This is a genomic window from Streptomyces sp. NPDC046308 (assembly GCF_055588065.1).
This window is the reverse complement of the sequence record NZ_JBVJFB010000010.1, coordinates 176,969-192,847: the sequence shown is the minus strand read 5'-3', so window position 1 is coordinate 192,847 and position 15,879 is coordinate 176,969. Positions and strand designations below refer to the sequence as shown.

At 74.7% G+C, this 15,879-nt stretch carries 13 protein-coding genes; 12 read left to right on the top strand and 1 reads right to left on the bottom strand.

Going from position 1 to position 15,879, the window contains the following annotated elements:
* Positions 1 to 67 precede the first annotated feature (67 nt).
* The 8 genes from ACZ6JT_RS32450 (at position 68) to ACZ6JT_RS32415 (ending at position 11,081) form a co-directional block, all read left to right on the top strand.
* Positions 68 to 1,243: a lantibiotic dehydratase C-terminal domain-containing protein gene (locus ACZ6JT_RS32450; RefSeq protein WP_469215357.1), complete on the top strand. Its 1,176-nt coding sequence runs from the start codon at positions 68 to 70 to the stop codon at positions 1,241 to 1,243.
* Positions 1,240 to 3,051 carry a hypothetical protein gene (locus ACZ6JT_RS32445; protein WP_469215355.1) on the top strand — a complete coding sequence of 604 codons (1,812 nt, stop codon included), beginning with the start codon at positions 1,240 to 1,242 and terminating at the stop codon, positions 3,049 to 3,051. Before ACZ6JT_RS32450 ends, ACZ6JT_RS32445 begins: the two co-directional genes overlap by 4 nt.
* On the top strand, positions 3,048 to 5,069 hold the full coding sequence (locus ACZ6JT_RS32440) for a TOMM precursor leader peptide-binding protein (RefSeq protein ID WP_469215353.1): 2,022 nt from the start codon (positions 3,048 to 3,050) through the stop codon (positions 5,067 to 5,069). The genes ACZ6JT_RS32445 and ACZ6JT_RS32440 overlap by 4 nt, the downstream gene beginning before the upstream one ends.
* A gap of 40 nt (positions 5,070 to 5,109) precedes the next feature.
* Positions 5,110 to 6,867, top strand: a complete 1,758-nt coding sequence (locus tag ACZ6JT_RS32435) for a thiopeptide-type bacteriocin biosynthesis protein (RefSeq protein WP_469215351.1) — start codon at positions 5,110 to 5,112, stop codon at positions 6,865 to 6,867.
* Positions 6,868 to 7,048: 181 nt separating this feature from the next.
* Positions 7,049 to 7,423, top strand: coding sequence for a hypothetical protein (locus ACZ6JT_RS32430; protein WP_365478084.1), 375 nt, complete (start codon positions 7,049 to 7,051; stop codon positions 7,421 to 7,423).
* Positions 7,424 to 7,588: 165 nt separating this feature from the next.
* Positions 7,589 to 7,948 (top strand): ArsR/SmtB family transcription factor, encoded by a 360-nt coding sequence (locus ACZ6JT_RS32425; RefSeq protein WP_469215349.1) that lies wholly within the window; start codon positions 7,589 to 7,591, stop codon positions 7,946 to 7,948.
* A gap of 210 nt (positions 7,949 to 8,158) precedes the next feature.
* On the top strand, positions 8,159 to 9,871 hold the full coding sequence (locus ACZ6JT_RS32420; RefSeq protein ID WP_469215347.1) for a PKD domain-containing protein: 1,713 nt from the start codon (positions 8,159 to 8,161) through the stop codon (positions 9,869 to 9,871).
* A 253-nt stretch (positions 9,872 to 10,124) separates the two neighbouring features.
* Entirely contained in the window at positions 10,125 to 11,081 is a 957-nt protein-coding gene (locus ACZ6JT_RS32415) for a virginiamycin B lyase family protein (RefSeq protein WP_469215345.1), read from the top strand.
* Positions 11,082 to 11,181: 100 nt separating this feature from the next.
* Here the strand turns inward: ACZ6JT_RS32415 and ACZ6JT_RS32410 are convergent, their stop codons facing one another.
* Positions 11,182 to 12,273: a PP2C family protein-serine/threonine phosphatase gene (locus ACZ6JT_RS32410; protein ID WP_469215343.1), complete on the bottom strand. Its 1,092-nt coding sequence runs from the start codon at positions 12,271 to 12,273 to the stop codon at positions 11,182 to 11,184.
* A gap of 246 nt (positions 12,274 to 12,519) precedes the next feature.
* On the opposite strand from ACZ6JT_RS32410, the gene ACZ6JT_RS32405 reads away from it, so the two are divergent.
* The 4 genes from ACZ6JT_RS32405 (at position 12,520) to ACZ6JT_RS32390 (ending at position 15,867) form a co-directional block, all read left to right on the top strand.
* Entirely contained in the window at positions 12,520 to 13,164 is a 645-nt protein-coding gene (locus ACZ6JT_RS32405; protein ID WP_469215341.1) for a dihydrofolate reductase family protein, read from the top strand.
* A 256-nt stretch (positions 13,165 to 13,420) separates the two neighbouring features.
* Entirely contained in the window at positions 13,421 to 14,776 is a 1,356-nt protein-coding gene (gene gdhA, locus ACZ6JT_RS32400; RefSeq protein WP_469215339.1) for an NADP-specific glutamate dehydrogenase, read from the top strand.
* 84 nt (positions 14,777 to 14,860) lie between these two features.
* Positions 14,861 to 15,202: a hypothetical protein gene (locus ACZ6JT_RS32395; RefSeq protein WP_469215337.1), complete on the top strand. Its 342-nt coding sequence runs from the start codon at positions 14,861 to 14,863 to the stop codon at positions 15,200 to 15,202.
* A gap of 86 nt (positions 15,203 to 15,288) precedes the next feature.
* Positions 15,289 to 15,867, top strand: coding sequence for a hypothetical protein (locus ACZ6JT_RS32390; RefSeq protein WP_469215335.1), 579 nt, complete (start codon positions 15,289 to 15,291; stop codon positions 15,865 to 15,867).
* Positions 15,868 to 15,879: the final 12 nt, after the last annotated feature.

The following is a 15,879-nucleotide window of genomic DNA, read 5'->3' as shown; positions in this document are numbered from 1 at the left end:
CCCGCCCAGTCCGCCCAGCCCGCCGCATCCGCCGAGCCCGCAGCACCAGGAGAGGAGCCTGCCGGACATGCCGTCCCCCGACCCCCGAGCCCCCGCCGCAGACGACCCGCGCGACAGCGGCGCGCTGGACGTCGTCGCGTACCACCACCACCCCGTCAAGGCCCCGCTGCTGCGCGAGGTGATGCTGCCGCTCGCCGCCGACGCCGCCGCGGACGGGACCGCGGCCCACGTGGAACGGCACTGGCTGCACGGCCCGCACCTGCGCCTGCGCCTGCAGGGCACCGATCCCGCCCGGGTCGCCGCCACCGCCGCCACCGCGGCCGGACGCATCCGCGCCTGGCTGCAGGCGCACCCCTCACACAGCGACCTCACCGAGGCCCAGCTCCTCGAACGGGCCGCCCAGGCGGGACGGGCCGAACTCATCGCCCCGCCCTACGGGCCGCTCATCCCCGACAACACGGTCCGGATCGAGCCCGTCGACCGGTCCTCCGTACGGGGCCTGCTCGGAGCGGACGGCACCGCCCTGCGGGAGGACCTGCTGCGCCGCGGCCTGGACGCCCTGCGGGCCGGCGCCGGCTTCCTCGGCCGGCACGGCGACACCGACCGGGCCCGGCTCCGCCTCGCCGTGACCGCCCTCGCCGCCCACGCCTGCGCCCACCCCGGCGGCCTGACGGGCGGCCACTGGTCCTACGTCTCCCACCTGGAGGACTTCCTGCTCCACGACGACCCGGACGGAAGACTGCGCGCCACCTTCGAACGGCACGGGGAGCAGGCCGGGGACACCGCGACCGCCCTCGTCGCACGGATCGCCGACGGCCGCGCGGACGACTGGGAACAGGCCTGGGCCGGCTTCTCCCAGGACGCCTGGCAGCTCACGCGGCAACGCCACGACGCCGGCGCCGACCTGCACGGAGATCCCCTCGCCTACCGGGTCCGGGCAGCCGCCACCGGCGACGCCGCCGCACACGAACGCTGGAACCAGGACATCCGCACCCGCTACAGCGAGTTCCACCGACTGCTGCGCCGCGCCGACCCACAGGGCGCCATGTGGAGCCGCCCCGACTACCTCGTCCACCGGGCCTGTACGAACGCCCTGTACCGGCTGCTGGCCGTCTGCGACGTCCGCCCGCTGGAGCGCTACCTCGCCGCGCACCTGGTCGTCCGCGCCGTGCCCGCCCTGACCGGCTGCGACTGGCGCACCGAGATCGGCGCCGTCATCGACGCGGTGGAGGCCCGGACATGACCGGCGCGGACACCGGCGAGGACCGTGCCGGCGGCGGCCGGCTGCGCCCCGGCACCGCCGTCACCCCGCTGCGCGCCGGACTGCACCTGCGGGGGCGGCGCGCCGGCGTCACCCTGGAGGGCAGCACCGCCGTCCCGGTGGTGTGGGGCCTGCTGGAGGAACCCCTGCGCGCCGGCCGCCTCGCACCGTTCCGGGAGGGCCTGGAGCCGGGCTCGGCCGTCCGCGTCGCCGTCGACACCCTCGTCGGCCAACTCGCCGACCACGACCTCCTGGTCCCGGCGCCGCCTGCCGCCGGGACCCCGGACCCCGCCGGCGCCGTGCACCCCGCCGTCGCGCGGTGGATCGACGCCACGGCCGCCCGCCCCGCCGACGCGGCCGCCGCCCTCGCCGCCGCCCGGGCCGAGGTCCTGGCCCGCGACCCGGCCGCCCCGCCCGCCGCAGCCGCCGTACGGGCACTGGAGGCCTGCGGGCTGCCCGTCACCCGCACCCCCGACCCGCGGCTGCCCGGGGACCGGGTCCTGCTCACCGTCCGCGGCGCCGGCCGGGAACGGGCCGTCGCGGCCGGACAGGGCGGCGCCACCGGATACGTGACCGCCCCCGGCAGCGCCGCCCAGGCACGCGCCGACGCGGCGGCCCTGGAAACCCGCCTCGCCGCCGCCGGGGACGCCGGCGCGCCGCAACCCCACCAGGCGCCGGGCGCGTTCGCCGCACTGCTGGCCGGCGCCGCCGCCCACCGGCTGCTGTGCGCCGCCGCCGGACTGCCCGACCCGGCCGCCGAGGCAGAGGACCCGCGGCTGCTCCCCGGCATCCCCGCCGTCCTCCTCGCCGACCTGCGCCCCGCGCGCGCCGACCACCACAGCTGGCTCGGCCCCGAGCACATCGACGCGGACCGCCGCGTCCGCCTCGCACCCCCGGCCGACCTCACCGAGGCGCTGCGGCGGATCACCGCCCTCGGGGAGCACCGCTGCGGACCCCTGCCCGGCCCGCTGCCGGGGGAGCTGCCCCAACTCCCCGTACCCCTCGCCACCTGCACCCTGCCCGGCCCCGCCACCGGCGCCGCCGGGCCGCCCCGCACCCTGACCGGCGGCGGGCCCCGCCTCGACCTGGCCCGGCTGGAACTGTTCTGCCGGGCCGCCGAACTACTCCTCGGAGACGGCGAGTTCACCGTCGGCGCCGACCCCGTGCACGCCCGCGGCCGCGCCCTGCGCCACGCTGCCGCCCGCCGCCTCGCCGCCGCTGCCGCCGCCGTTCCGGACGGCCGCACCGCGGTGGACCCGACCCGATGGTCCGGCCACCCGCAGCTGCGCCACTGGTGGACGACCCTGACCGACCGGCTCGCCGTCCCCGCGCGCCTGGAGGTGCACCGGGCGGCCCCCCGCGCGCACGCCTACCACGCCGTGGTCCGCCACACCCCGCAGGAACCGGGGCGCGGGCCGGGCCCGCTGCTCGGCGAGGCCGTCGAGGCCACGCCCGGCGACGCCGCGTCCTTCGCCGCGCTGGCCGCCGTCACCGCCACCTGCACCGCCGCGGCCGGACCGCCCGCCGCCCGCCCCCGGCCCTCCGGCGCGGCGCTCGCCCCGCTGGCGGCGGCCGGCGCGCGCACCGCCGCCTGGGAAGACCTCGGCTGGACGGGGGGCTGGCTCGCCGACCTGGCCGCGCGCGAGGAAACCTTCCAGAACACCCTGCACCGGCTGTCCGCAACCGGCCCCGCCGCCCCCACCCCGTACGGCGCACCGGACCCCGAACCCGCCGGCCTGCTGCGCTCCTTCGGCTTCACCGTGCTGCGCACCGCCGAGGAGACCCGATGACCGCCCCCGCCCCCACGCCCGCCCCCGCCCCCACGCCCGCCCCCGCCCCCACGCCCGCCCCCGCCCCCACGCCCGCCCCCGCCCCCATGGCCGCCCCCGCCCCCATGGCCGGCCCTGCGGCCGCCGCCGGGCCGGGCGCCGTCCCCGTACTGGACGCCCCCGCCGCCCTGGCGGCCACCACCGGCCGGGCCGCGGTCCTGCTGACCCGCTGGACGCTCGGCCTCGCCGAGGAACTGAGCCGCCACGCCCTGAGCCGGCCCGTGGCCCTGGTCCCGGTGCGCTTCGACGGGGCCCTGGCGGTGATCGGGCCGGTGCTGCGGCCGGACGCCGCGGCCTGCCTCGTCTGCACCGAGTACCAGCGCCTGGCCACCGCGGGCGGCCGGGTCCCGTGGCAGAGCCCGAAGCTGACCCTGGCCGGAGTGCCCTCACCGGCCCTGACCCCGGCCGCCCTGGCCCTCGTACAGGACCTCCTCGACCACCCCGACCCGCAATCGCCCCCCGAGGATCCGGACCCGGCCGTCGTCCACATCGTCCACCAGGGCCGCGGCACCTGGTCCACCCACCACGTCCGCCCCATCGGCGGCTGCCACGTGTGCCGCCCGCTGCCCTCCGACGCGCAGACCCCCCTCAGCCCGCTGCCCTCGGCGCCGCGCCCGCTGCCCGACCCGGCCGTCCTGCGCGGCCCCAACCCCCGTACGACAGGCGCCGCACTGCGGGCCGCCCTGTACGACGAGCGGTTCGGGCCGGTGCGGCTGCTGCGCCGCTCCGAGGACTCGGCGTTCAGCCTCACCAGCGCGATCGTCACCGACGGCCGGTCCGTCGACGACGGCGGCCACGGCCGGGCCCGCACCTTCGCCGACAGCGAGCGCATCGCCCTCTTCGAGGCCGTCGAACGGTACGCGGGCATGCGCCCGACCGGCCGCCGCACCGACCTGCTGGCCTCCTTCGCCGAACTGGGCCCCGAGCGGGCCCTGGACCCCGAACGGCTCGGCCTGCCCGACCCCGCCCACCACGGCCACCCCGGCTCGCCCACCGTCCCCTACACCCCGGACCTGCCGCTCCACTGGGTGCGCGGCTGGTCCCTCACCCACCACCGGCCGACCGCGGTCCCCGAACACGTCGCGTACTGGGACGTGCCGGGCCCGGACCGGCCGCGCGTCGTCTACGAGTCCTCCAACGGCTGCGGGCTCGGCAACAGCCCCGAAGAGGCCGCCCTGTACGGACTGTTCGAGGTCGCGGAACGCGACGCCTTCCTCATGGCCTGGTACGCGGCCACCCCGCTGCGCCGCGTCCGCCTGCCGGCCGAGGACACCGACACCCTGCTGCTCGCGGACCGGGCGGCGGCCGCCGGCTACCGGCTCCTCCTCCTGGACGCGACCAACGACTTCGGCATCCCGGCCGTCCTGGCCGTCTGCCGCTACGAGGGCGGCCACCCGGACGCACCGCGGATGTTCCTCGCGGCGGGCGCCCACCACGATCCGCGCGCCGCCATCCGCTCCGCCGTCGCCGAGGCCGTCACCAATGTCCTGGAGGCACCGCACCGTTCCTTCGCCGAGGGCGGCCCGCGCGATCGGGCACGGCTGCGGCCCCTGCTGGAACGCCCGGAACTGGTGCTGACCCTGGACGACCACGTCGGACTGAACACCCTGCCCGAAGCCGCCCCCCGCCTGGAGTTCCTCTTCGCCGACACCCCGACCGTGGCGGCCGCCGAGGCCTGGCCCGGTGCCCCCGAGCCGGTGCCCGACCTCTCCGACCTCCTGACACGCACCGTCGAGCGGCTGGCCCGCGCCGGCCTGGAGGTGATCACCGTCGACCAGAGCGAGCCGGGGCTGCGCGAGCGGTTCGGCCTGCACTGCGTGAAGGCCGTCGTCCCCGGCGCGCTCCCGATGACCTTCGGGCACGTCAACCGGCGCACCCTCGGCCTGCCCCGGCTGCTGGACGTACCCCACCGGCTGGGCCGCACCGGCCGGCCCGCACGCCACGGGGAACTGCCCCTGCACCCGCACCCCTTCCCCTGACCCGACCCGACCCGACCCGCGACGACGAGGACCGGACGACGTGACGACGACCGACACCGACACCGACACCGACACCGACACCGACATCCAGGCGGGCACCGGCACGGGCACCGCCGCCGGCACCTGGCAGAGCCACCACCTCTTCCTGCACTCCACCACCGAGGACACCGACCGCTTCCTGACCGGTGACGCGGCCCCGCTCCTCGACGGCCTGGTCGCCGCCGGCGAAGCCGCCGACTGGTTCTTCATCCGCTACGGACAGGACGGCCCCCACGTACGCATCCGGGTCCGCACCACCGCACCGCTGCCCGAACTCCCCGACCTGCTGGCCCGTCAGGCCCGGCAAGTACCCGCCGTCCCCGGCCCCTGGCCCTCCCGGCACGGCGAGGTCCACACCGTGCCCTACGCACCCGAGACCCGGCGCTACGGCGGACCGCGGGCGCTGCCCGTCGCCGAGGCGGTCTTCGGCGCCTCCACCCGGACCGCCCTCGACGTCCTTCGGGCCCTGCCCGCCGGGTCCGCTGCCGCGTCCCGGCTCACCGCGGCCGCGGACCTCGCCCACACCACGGCGTACGCGCTCGGCTTGGACCGGCTCGCCGCCGCACGCTGGCTGCGCGCGCACGCGGCGGGCTGGCGCTGGGTCACCGAGGTGCCGCTGCTGCCCGCCGCCGCGATCCACACCCGCGTCAACACCGTCCACGCGGCGCAGCGCACGACCCTCACCGCACGCGCCGCCGACCTGTACGCGCGCCTCCGGGCCGGCACGGCGGCGCCCTGGCCGGCGTACTGGGCCGAACACGTCCGGGAGGCCGACGCGCGGCTCGACCACCTGGGGGAGCGGACCCGGGCCGCGGTGTGGGGCTCGCAGCTGCACATGCTGTTCAACCGGCTGGGCGTGAGTCCCGACGAGGAACGGGCCGTGTGCCGGCTGGCCGCACGCACCCTGCTGGAAACCGGCGACGCACCGGCCGGGTTCTTCCCGCCCGGCCACACCGCCCCCGACGTGCAGTACCTGGAACGCAGCAAGTTCCAGATCGGCCGCGGCGAGGACTCGGCACTGCGCCCGTACGCCCCGACCGCCGCCGACGACAAACCGACCGCGGCCCCGGACCCGGCGGTGGCCGCCGAAGTCCCCCTGCCGGCCGACCCGTTGCCGCAGGTGTCCCTGGGCGCCGTCCTCGCCGCCCGCTCCTCGCTCCGCGGCGCCCTCACCGGCCCCCTCGACGCCGGCACGCTCGGCGCCCTGCTGTGGCACTCCCTCGCCGAGAGCGGCCGCAGCGAGCAGCGCCTCGCCGACGGCACGACCCGTACCCTGGCCCACCGCCCCTACCCCAGCGCGGGCGCCCTCCACACGGCACGCGTGCGCCTGCTCGTCCTCGACGTCGCCGGGCTCCCCGCCGGCACCTACGACTGCGTCCCCGAGCGCCGGACCCTGCGCCGCATCGGCCCGGTGGCACCGCTGGAGGACATCACCGCCCTGTCCACCTACCTCTCGCGCCCCTCGGCCGACCCGGACTGGATCGGCGTCGAACAGGCACCCGTCGTCCTCGCCCTCTACGCCGACCTCGGCCTGCTGCGCCGCCGTTACGGACTGCGCGCGCTGCGCCTGGCCCTGCTGGAGACCGGCCACCTGGCCCAGACCCTGCTGCTCACGGCGTCGGCCCTGGGCCTGGGCGGAACCCCGCTGGGCGGCTTCCACGACGACCTGGCCCACGAACTCCTCGGCCTCCACGACCCGGACCAGCCCCTGCAGTACCTGCTGCCCCTCGGCCGCCGCCCGCACGGCGGCGAAGGCTGACCCCATCCGGTCGGCGGCGCCGGGCGATTTCTGCAACGAGGCCGGTCGCGAAGGTTCGTTTCCCGCCGAATATCGGATCTTCCCCGCCCTCCTGACGGCCAGTGGGTAGCGTCGTCCGTCATCACCCGGCCGGAGTCGTGAAGCCGGCCGGGGCCGTCAAGAGCCGAGGGAGCGAGTACCGATGGTGAGTGTCGAGACGTCTCTGAAGGAAGCGATGACCTCGATCGAGGGGAGCGTGGGGGCCGCACTGGTCGACTACACGAGCGGCATGGCCCTCGGAACGCTGGGCGGAGGCAAGGACCTCGATCTCACGGTGGCCGCGGCCGGGAACACCGACGTGATCCGGGCCAAGCTGCGCACCATGGAGATGCTGGGCATCGAGGAGGACATCGAGGACGTGCTGATCACCCTCGGCAGCCAGTACCACCTCATCCGGCTGATCAAGGGCCGCGGGGGCAACGGCCTGTTCCTCTACATCGTCCTGGACAAGGGCAGGGCGAACCTGGCCATGGCCAGGCACCAGCTCAAGCGCATCGAGGCGGAACTGGAGCTGTAACCGTCCCTCCTGCTTCCCGGCTCCGCACGCCCACGAGTTGAAAGACTCTTCAACTCGGCACATCTGAAAGTGATCAGCCACGGGTGGACCGGAGCCAGGGAGCGGGAGGATGGAGGTCTGACCGCCAGCTCAGGAAAAGCCGAACCCGGTTGGGAGTGTTGTCGCATGCAGGTGCCGCTGTACCAGGCCAAGGCGGAGTTCTTCCGCATGCTCGGACACCCCGTCCGCATCCGCGTACTGGAACTGCTCCAGAACGGCCCCGTACCGGTACGCGAACTGCTGAACGAGATCGAGATCGAACCGTCCAACCTCTCCCAACAGCTCGCGGTCCTGCGCCGGTCCGGCATCGTGGTCTCCATACGTGACGGCTCCACCGTCAGCTACGCCCTCGCCGGCGGCGACGTCGCGGAACTCCTGCGGGCCGCACGGCGCATCCTCACCGAACTGCTGGCCGGACAGAGCGAGCTGCTCGCCGAACTCCGCCACGCCGACACCCCCGTACACGCGGGTCCGACCCCACTGTGACGCCCACGCCTCGGCCGGCCGCGCGTCCCGGGCGGGCACGGCCGAGAACGGGAGCCGTCGATCACAAACCGCACAGCCGGTAAAGCCTTGGCCCCTATGGAGTGAATGCCGCCGGGATCCCGTGACCCTTGGCCGGAACCTTACGTACGTTGGCCCCTCTTCTCGCTCATCACCACAACTGGGGGGCCGGTGCGCAACCACCGACTCGTAATGACCGCTGCCCTGGTGGCAGCCGGTCTCGGCATCATCCCGGGCACCGCGCAGGCGGCCGATCCCGTACCCGCCGCGGCCGGCGTGGCCGAGGCGATAGCCAAGGCGGCCACCTCCGAGGGCTTCCACAGCCCGGCCGACCGCACGATCCGCACCACCCTGCCCGGCGCCGCCGCCGCGAACGGCAAGACGAACGCCAAGACCGCCGCACCGCAGAGCGCCCAGAGCGCCCAGAGCGCCCAGAGCGCGCCGGCCGCGCCGGCCGCGGCGGACGCGGGGGCCAACCCGGCCCTCGCGGTCGACGTCAGCGGCACCAGCTACACCGCGCACGGCATCGAACTCACCACCCTGATCACGAGCGCCGACTTCGCCCTCGGCGTCGTCGTCGACTGGGGCGACGGGAAGACCGACACGGTCACCGCGCAGGGCACCACCGAGCTGCACCACACGCACACGTACGACAAGTCCGGCGAGTACCAGGTCAAGGTGACGGTGACCGACACCGCCAACGCCGTCCAGGCCGCCAACGGCGGCGCCTTCCTCACCCCCGGCTCCGACTTCACCCCGCACACCCCCACCCGGCTCCTCGACACCCGCGACGGCACCGGCGCACCCGCGGCCAAGGTCCCCGGCCTGGGCTCCGTCCGGGTGAAGATCGCCGGCAACGCCGCCGTCCCGGCCGGCGTCACCGCCGTCGCCCTCAACGTCACGGTCACCGAGACCGCCGACAGCGGGTACGTCACCGCCTGGCCCGGCACCGGTTACGAGCGCCCCGGCACCTCGAACCTCAACTACACGGCCGGCCGGTCCGTCCCGAACCTGGTGATCGTGCCGGTCGGCGAGGACGGGTACGTGGAGCTCTACAACGGCGGCCCGCAGCCCGTCGACCTCATCGCCGACGTCACCGGCTACTTCACCCGGGCCGCGGCCGGTGGCTACACCTCGATGACGCCCGCCCGCTTCGTCGACACCCGCGAAGGCCTCGGCGCGCCCCGGGGCAAGCTCGCCGCGCGCACCGCGTTCACGACCCGGATCGGCGGCCTGCAGGGCGTGCCCCAGGGCATCACCGCCGTCGCACTGAACGTCACGGTGACCGAACCCGGCGGACCGGGCCACCTGACCGCCTTCTCCGGCGACGGGCCGGTCCCCACGGCGTCGAACCTGAACTTCGCACCCGGCCAGACGGTGGCCAACGCCGTGATCGTGCCGGTGGCCGCGGACGGGACCATCAAGGTCTTCAACGGGTCCTGGAGCGCGGCCCACGTGGTGGTCGACGTCGTCGGCTACTACAGCAAGGACAGCAAGGCCGCCTTCCTGCCCTTCACCCCCTTCCGGACCCTCGACACCCGCGAGGAGGCCTACGGCTGGCCCGGCGGCCGGTTCCGGGCCCGCGAGTACATCACGCACGGGTTCACGCCCGAGCCCACCACGGGCGTCGAGGCCTACGTGCTGAACACCACCGTCACCGCCACCGGCGGCACCGGATACCTCTCGGTGGCACCGAGCCCCCACCCGCTGCCGGCGCAAGGCGCACCCGCCGCACCCACCGCACCGCGCCCCGGCTCCTCCACCCTGAACTGGACGGCCGGCGAGACCGTCCCCAACCTGGTCCAGGCGAGCGACGGCGACCACGGCGTCATCACCTTCTGGAACCAGGGCTACCAGGACGCCGACCTGGTGCTCGACGTCTTCGGCGTCTACCAGTCGAAGTGATGCCCGCGGGGTGGCCCGCACCGGCGGGCCACCCCGCCCCACCCCGCCCCACCCCGCCCCACCCCGCCCCACCCCGCCCCACCCCGCCCACCCCGCCCCCGGACGGTGAACGCGTGGGGCAGCGCATTGGAGTGGCCCGCGTCGCCGCCGATGGCGTGGCTGCGGACCGGCCCGCGCCCGCCGCCTAGGGTCGACGCGACCGGGCCGGCACCGCAGCCGGCCGGCCCTCGCTTGGTGAAGGGGTGGGTGCATCGTGGAACGCGTCCCGGCCGGCTCACACGGACAGCCACCTCCCGCGCCCGCCCGCCGCAACCGCCTGACCCGCGGCCTCGCCGCCGTGACGGGACTCCTGCTGCTGTGCGCGCTGCCCGCGCGCGCGGTGGGCGACACCCAGCCCCACGACGCCCGCCCGCACACCGCCCTGCCGCTGTACGTCTCCGACTACGGCAACAACCGCGTGGTCACCCTGCCCCCCGACGGCGGCGACCCGGACACCCTCCCCCTGGACGGGCTGGTCCGCCCGACGGGCCTGGCCTTCGACCGTACGGGCAGCCTCTACGTCTCCGACACCGGCAACAACCGCGTCGTGCGGCTGCTCCCGAACAAGGGAGGCCAGTCCACCGTTCCCACCGACGGCCTCTCGCGTCCCCTGGGCCTGGCCGTCGACCCCGCCGGTGACCTCTACATCGCCGACAGCTTCAACGACCGCGTGGTGAAGGTGCCGGCCGACGGCACCGGCCAGAGCACCGTCCCCACCACCGGCCTGCTGCACCCCTGGGGCCTGGCCCTGGAACCCGACGGTGACCTCTACATCTCCGACTTCGTCAACGACCGCGTGGTGAAGGTGCCCGCCGACGGCACCGGCCAGAGCACCGTCCCCACCACCGGCCTCTCGCAGCCCACCGGGCTGGCCCTGAGCGCCACCGGAGACCTCTACGTCTCCGACAGCGGCAACAACCGCGTGGTGCGGCTCGCCGCCGGCACCGGCACCCAGACCACCGTCCCCGCCACCGGCCTGAGCAGCCCGCTCGGCCTCGCGGTCGACGCCCGCGGCACCCTGTACGTGGCCGACGCCTTCCACAACCGCGTCCTGCGCGTCCGCCCCAACGGCACCCAGAGCACCCTGAACTCCACCGGCCTCAACACCCCCACCGGCCTGGCCCTCCCCCCGGACACCCGCACCACCCCGCCGGCGGCCCCGCACCGGTGAGACGAGCGCCCGGCCCCCACACCGGACCGCACACCGGACCACACACCCGGACCGCACCCCCGGGACCGCGCACCGGGACTCCACACCGGCACTGCGCGCCTCAGGGCTCGGACAGGCGTACGGCGAGGGCGGCGATGTCGTCGTCAAGACGTCCCCTGCTGTAGTGCAGGAGGTCGCCGTGCAGAGCCGTGAGCAGTTCGCGCGGCGGCGTCGGGGGCTGCCGGCCCATCCACGCCGCCAGCGGGAAGAACTCGCCGTCGCGGGCACGGGCCTCGGCGATCCCGTCGGTATAGAGGAGCAGCAGGTCACCGGGGGAGAAATCGAAGGTGTCGACGGTGTAGTGATCACCGATCAGCTCCGCGAGGCTGAGCAGCGGCGAGGGGTTGGCGGACTCCAGGACACGGAGCTTCCCGCGGTTCAGGAGCAGTGGAGGGGGATGTCCGCAGTTGAGGATGTCGATACGGCCGCCCGCCCGCGGGATCTCGACGAGCAGGGCCGTGGCGAAGCGCTCCATCGGCCCGTCGGGGGCGAAGGCGGCGTTGTAACGGGTACTGCTGGCGTCCAGCCTGCGCGCGACCTCGACCAGGTCGACCTCGCCGTAGGCCGCCTCCCTGAAGGCGTTGACGATCGCCGCCGCCGCCCCCACCGCCGGCAGGCCCTTGCCCCGCACGTCACCGATGAGCAGCCTGACCCCGAACGGCGTGTCGACCACCTCGTAGAAGTCCCCGCCGATGCGGGCCTCCGCCGCGGCCGCGAGGTACAGCGACTCGATCTCGATGTTCCCCACGCGGTGCGGCATGGGGCTCAGCACCACCTGCTGCGCCGCCTCAGCGACGAGCCGTACCTGGAAGAGGGTGCGCTCCCGCTGGAGCCGGACGTGGCTTCCGTACGCGGCGGCCACGGTGACCGCGATGATCCCCGCGGCCGTCCACCACGTGCCCAGATCGGGGAAGAGGAAGCCGAGGCCGATCATCAGGAAGAGGCACACCGTCCCGAGCAGGACGGTGGGCAGGACCGGCCACATGGCGGCGGCCAGGGCCGGCGCCGCGGGCAGGAGCCGGCTGAAGGCCATCTCCCGCGGGGTGCCGTAGGCCAGGCTGGCGATCACGACGGTCAGAATGACCGGCGACAGCCGTACCAGCCACCCGCGGCCGTAGTGCCGGCGCAGCCACGGCCGTCCAGACTCGATCACACTTCCCAGAATATGTGCGCAACGAGGGCACAGCGCTCTGGCGAACGGAGCCGGCCGTCCGCCCCCGCTCCCCGGCCGGGTGTCATGCCGCGCCGATCCCGCGCCCATCGCGGACCGGAACGGTCCGCAAGCAGGGGCGTTCCGAGGCCGCCCGGCCGGGTGAAATCGGGCCCGGCGCGGCGATGAGTACACGGGCATCCGCAGGTCTATCCCTTGACGGAGACAACCACTCACCGGGAGCACGCCATGGGCCTCATCGAAATCGAGCTGTTCGCGACCCTCGACCTCGTCGGGCAGGCGCCCGGCGGCCCCGACGAGGACCCGGCCGGGTTCCCCTTCGGCGGCTGGCAGGCACCCCTGCTGGACGAGGTCGCCGGGGCGCAGGTCGGCGCCGCCTACGAGGGCACCGACGCCCTCCTGCTCGGCCGGCGGACGTACGACATCTTCGCCGCCTACTGGCCCCACCAGAAGGGCGGCGAGGACGGCGAGATCGCCACGCTCTTCAACAGCGTCCCGAAGTACGTGGCCTCCCGCGGCAGGCCCGACCTCACGTGGGCCGGGTCCACGCAGCTCGGCCCGGACCTCGCCGACGCGGTGCGCGAGATCCGCGACCGGCACGCGCACGTGAAGGTCGTCGGGAGCCTGAACCTCGTGCAGAGCCTCCTGCGCGAGAAGCTCTTCGACCGTCTCGACCTCTGGGTGCACCCGATCGTGCTCGGCGTCGGGAAGAAGGTGTTCGAGGACGGCGCGGTGCCCACCAACCTCACCCTCCTCGCACCCCCGGCAGCCGGCCCGAAGGGCAGCGTGTACCTGCGCTACGGGCTCGCCGACGGCATCCCCGCCACCGGGGACATGAGCGCACCCGACCGCGGCGTCGGACGCGACGCCTGAGCGCTCACGACAGCCACGGCAGCCCGCACGGGCCGGGCACCGGCGCGGGGGAATGTTTTTTGTCCGCGGGACAGAAGCTTTCCCCAGAGCCGCGCCCTGCGCGATAGCCTCCGCAGAGGGGTCGTCCTCCGGAAAAACTTTTCCGAAAGCGCGGGTTCGGGGCGCGCTGCACTCGAAATCGACCGGAACTCGCGGCCCCTCCGGCATCATGCACCTGCCGTCGTCCGCGCACCGCGCACTCCCTGGAGGGACACACGTGAAGGACTCGAAGGACAGGCTGGAAGCGCTGCGGGCCGAGATCGAGCGCCGCAACCCCGCACAGCCCGAGTTCCACCAGGCGGTACGCGAGGTACTCGAGAGCCTGGCCCCCGTCTTCACCGCCCGGCCCGAGTACGCCGACCCGGCCGTGGCCCTGGTGGAGCGGCTCACCGAGCCCGAGCGGCAGATCCTCTTCCGCGTCCCCTGGCAGGACGACCGGGGCCGGGTCCACGTCAACCGCGGCTACCGCGTCGAGTTCAACAGCGCCCTCGGCCCCTACAAGGGCGGCCTGCGCTTCCACCCGTCGGTGGACATCGGCGTGGTGAAGTTCCTCGGCTTCGAGCAGATCTTCAAGAACGCCCTGACCGGCCTCGGGATCGGCGGCGGCAAGGGCGGCAGCGACTTCGACCCGCACGGCCGCTCCGACGCCGAGGTCATGCGGTTCTGCCAGTCCTTCATGACCGAGCTGCACCGGCACATCGGAGAGCACACCGACGTGCCCGCAGGCGACATCGGCGTCGGCGGCCGCGAGATCGGCTACCTCTTCGGCCAGTACCGGCGCATCACCAACCGCTGGGAGGCCGGCGTCCTGACCGGCAAGGGACAGAACTGGGGCGGCTCCGCGATCCGCCCGCAGGCCACCGGCTACGGCAGCGTCCTGTTCGCCGCCGAGATGCTGCACGTCCGCGGCGAATCCCTCGACGGCCTGACCGCCGTCGTCTCCGGCTCCGGCAACGTCGCCCTCTACACGATCGAAAAGCTCCAGCAGCTCGGCGCGAACCCACTGACCTGCTCCGACTCCCAGGGCTACGTCGTCGACGACAAGGGCATCGACCTCGCCCTGCTCAAGCAGGTCAAGGAGGTCGAACGCGGCCGCGTCAGCGAGTACGCGCAGCGCCGCGGGACCTCGGCACGGTACGTGCCCGGCGGCCGGGTCTGGGAGGTCCCCGCGGACGCGGCCTTCCCCTCCGCGACACAGAACGAACTCGACGCGCAGGACGCCCGCACGCTCGTCGCCAACGGCGTCAAGGCGGTCTCCGAGGGCGCCAACATGCCGACCACCCCCGAGGCCGTACGGATCCTGCAGGACGCCGGGGTCGCCTTCGGGCCCGGCAAGGCCGCCAACGCCGGCGGAGTCGCGGTCAGCGCCCTGGAGATGAGCCAGAACGCCGGCCGGGTGGCCTGGAGCGCACAGCGGGTGGAGGACGAGCTCGCCGCCATCATGCGCTCCATCCACGCCGTCGCCCACGAAACCGCCGAACGCTACGGAGCCCCGGGCGACTACGTCACCGGCGCGAACATCGCCGGCTTCGAGCGGGTCGCCGACGCGATGCTGGCGCAGGGCGTCATCTGACCCGGCAGCCCACACCACCCGCATGTGCTGCCGCACCCGGCGGCAGCACATGCGGAGGACCGCTCACGTGCCACACTGAGTGCCATGCCCCCACCACAGGACAGGTCCTACCTCTCCCTCTGCTCCAAGGACTCGATCCTGTCGATCGGATCGGTGGGTTCGGTGCTGTCGATCGGGTCGGTCGGCTCGGTGCTGTCGGTCGGCTCGGTGGGCTCGGCCCTCTCCGCCGCGTCCATCGGCTCCTCCCTCTCCCTGCTCTGCGCCGGCTCCTGGCTCAGCACGGGCTCGGTGCTCTCCGCACAGTCCAGCTGGTCGGTGCTCTCCTGGCGCGCACGCCACGGATTCATGACAGCGGGCACCCTCACCGCCACCGCCGCGGCCGCCGCCCTCACCCTGCACGCCCTGCACCGCCGCCGCCGGGCCTGAGGCCTCCGCAGCCGCTCCCGTCAGCTCTTCGATCTTGAACCGTCCCCTCGGGTAGGGTGATGCGACAGTTCACAGGGGGAGCAAAGATGAAGTGGCAAGCGCTGCGCGCAGCCGCCGTATTGGGTATGTCCGGGCTGCTCGTCACGGGATGCAGCGACTCCGAAGGCGCGAAGCCCTCCGACCATCCCCCGGCCGCCACCGCCGCCGCCTCTGACGCCACCTCTGACGCCGCCACCTCCGACGCCCCCTCCTCCGCGCCGTCGGCGGCGCCGCTCTCGGCGAAGGCACAGGCCGCCGAGAAGGTGAAGCTCGCCGTCGAGAAGCGCATCTCCGCGGATGAACGGCAGTTCGGCTCGGGTGAGAACTCTCCCTGCTCCACGTCATCGCCCCAGGTGTTCACCGCCACGTGCAAGGCGGCCGCCGACGCCACGTCCGACGCCGCCGGCCTGGCCCTGACCGAGATCGACGGCCGCCAGGGCTTCGCGACGCTCGACTCCGTCGCCCGCAAGCTCCAGACCGCCGCCCGCACCTACCACACCCTGGGATGCGCCACCGGGCCGACGGCAGCGGACACCCGCACCGCGTGCCTGGAGCCGGCCGCCGTCATCGCGCAGGGGTTCCAGGACCTGCGCGGCGGGGCCAACGCGGGCCTGGCCGGCAAGTAACCCCGCCCACTC